Here is a 1,336-nt window from a genome sequence, read left to right as displayed (position 1 = left end):
CCCTGCAAGGACGTCATGGACAAGGTGATCGGCCTGCTGGCGAGCACGGCGCACCAAGGCTTCAATGACAGTGACCGACGGCAGGAGAATGCTTCGGCGACGCATCTCGTCAATCAGGATCGCAGCCATGCGGGATGGCTGGGTCACATGATGTGCAATTGGCATCGCGAAACCGGTCATGTCATGAAATGCCGACCGATCGAAGGTTCGGTAGCCATAACGCTTCATCAGGTGGGCCAGATGGGATCGACGGGTTTCGTCACGACGTCCGTAATGGGACCAGAGCCCAGGGGACAGGTCGAGCTGCCGCGCAACAAATGACAGAATGGGAGCCGGTGGTGTTTCACCAGATTCCAGCACCCGTCCCGGCCAGCGCATGTAGAGCATGACCATCGCAAAACCCAATCGGGAGGTTTCTCCGCGGCGGGTTGCGATCAGATCGAAGTCATCCTGGCTGAGTGTAAAATGTCTCGTGATCTCGCGATCATCGACAGAAGGCTCGTAATGTCGGGCGAGAGCTTCACGGGTCAGAAGACGGCGCCGCGCCATGATCGGATGTCTCCTTCATGTGTCCGGAAGGGGATCGTTGGACGGACTGTCCCGGACAAGTGCAACACGTCATGGAATACAGCCGTGTGCTGTGTCTCATAAAGGTGGTACCATATGTTTTGCAGTCATGGGGCCTTATACGTTACACTTTCCCGTATGACACACATAATGATCGGCTATGCCCGCTGCTCGACGGACAAACAGGATCTCGCGGCCCAGCATCAGGAACTGCTCAAACTCGGTGTTTCTGCCGATCGTATTTACACCGACAAGGGCTTCACCGGCACGAACCGGGAAAGGGCCGGCCTTGACCAGGCACTGGCGGCTGTTCGTAGTGGCGATACTTTGGTCGTACCAAAGCTTGATCGACTGGCCCGCTCTGTCCCTGATGCACGGCTTATTGGCGACAGCCTGGCATCCCGTGGCGTGAAGCTTCAACTTGGGAACAGTATTCACGATCCGTCTGATCCAATGGGCAAGTTGTTCTTCAACATCCTTGCGACTTTCGCGGAGTTTGAAGCCGATCTGATCCGGATGCGTACTCGTGAAGGGATGGCCGTTGCACGCGACAAAGGTAAACTACGCGGAAAGAAACCCAAGCTTTCTGAACGTCAGCAAAAAGAGCTTCGCCGGATGTATGATACCGGCGATTACTCCATCAGCGATCTTTCAGAACTGTTTTCTATTTCTCGGCCAACTGTCTATCGAACTCTCAGCAGAACAGCCTCAACGTTCTTGTTGGGTTCACTCTAAGCGTACGTAAAGTACACTTTCGTGTCGTGACCCC

Annotated in this window: 2 protein-coding genes; one reads left to right on the top strand and one right to left on the bottom strand. The window is 55.1% G+C overall.

Features of this window, described 5'->3' with window-relative positions; all coding sequences use genetic code 11:
- The coding region (locus tag DY926_RS04735) for a DUF4158 domain-containing protein (RefSeq protein ID WP_148707739.1) at positions 1–549 on the bottom strand (549 nt) is incomplete at its 3' end.
- A 156-nt stretch (positions 550–705) separates the two neighbouring features.
- Here DY926_RS04735 and DY926_RS04730 point away from each other — a divergent pair.
- Positions 706–1,302, top strand: a complete 597-nt coding sequence (locus DY926_RS04730) for a recombinase family protein (RefSeq protein WP_029329811.1) — start codon at positions 706–708, stop codon at positions 1,300–1,302.
- Positions 1,303–1,336: the final 34 nt, after the last annotated feature.

The sequence above is a fragment of the Komagataeibacter melaceti genome (assembly GCF_003403295.1).
Classification (GTDB): Bacteria; Pseudomonadota; Alphaproteobacteria; order Acetobacterales; family Acetobacteraceae; genus Komagataeibacter; species Komagataeibacter melaceti.
The sequence above is the reverse complement of the archived record's forward strand: the minus strand, read 5'-3'. Positions and strand labels throughout refer to the sequence as shown.